At 36.3% G+C, this 831-nt stretch carries 1 protein-coding gene; it reads left to right on the forward strand.

All coding sequences use genetic code 11. The features are described 5' to 3' along the window. Positions 1-29: 29 nt before the first annotated feature. Positions 30-831: ERF family protein (locus ACFIJL_RS09705; RefSeq protein ID WP_375624518.1), on the forward strand; the 802-nt coding region annotated here is incomplete at its 3' end.

Raw genomic sequence — 831 nt, forward strand, 5'->3', positions numbered from 1 at the left:
GAATTGCGCTCAAATAGGAGGAAATCAAGATGAGTGAACTAAGTACCACACAAACGGAATTAGTGGAAACAACGAACGATTGTGAAGTCAAATCTACAGCTATGGAGCTGATTTTAGAAAGAGCTCTAAAAGATGATGTCGATATGGAACGTCTCAAGAGCCTTCTTGAATTGCGAGAAAAGGAGATAGAACGACAAGAGCGTCAAAACTTTGTCCGTGATCTTTCTGCTATGCAAATGGAATACAAAAATATCGAACAAAACGCCATTAATACACATACTAAAAGCCTCTATACAACGCTTGATAAATATATTGATGCAATCAAAGAACCTCTTGCAAAACATCACTTTGCCTTGTTTTCTCGTATCAAAGACCAGAGTTCAAATGACATAACTGTAGAAATGACTTTAAAGCATATATCGGGCAATGAAATATCAACAGAAGGAACATTTCCTTTTGACGCTACAGGGAGCAAAAATAACATACAAGCGGTTGGTTCTACTCTCACCTACGCACGGAGATATCTCTTAGGCATGCTTCTTAATGTTGCAAGAAAAGAAGACGATACAGATGGAATAACACTTCTTGCGGGTATCTCTTCTGAACAGATGAATGAAATCAAAGAATTAATTAAAAAAACACAATCTGAAGAAAGTAGGCTTCTCTCTTTCATAGGAGTAAAAAATCTAAAAGATATGTCTTTTAAACAAGCACAAACCGCTTTGTTTTCTTTGAAAAAAAAGCAACGAAAGCAAATGAATAAAGCACAACAAGAGCAATTAGATGCACCTATACAAGATATCGAATATGCGCCAACTCAACAAGAAACGG

This window comes from Bartonella sp. TT119HLJHH (assembly GCF_042193385.1).
Classification (GTDB): Bacteria; Pseudomonadota; Alphaproteobacteria; order Rhizobiales; family Rhizobiaceae; genus Bartonella.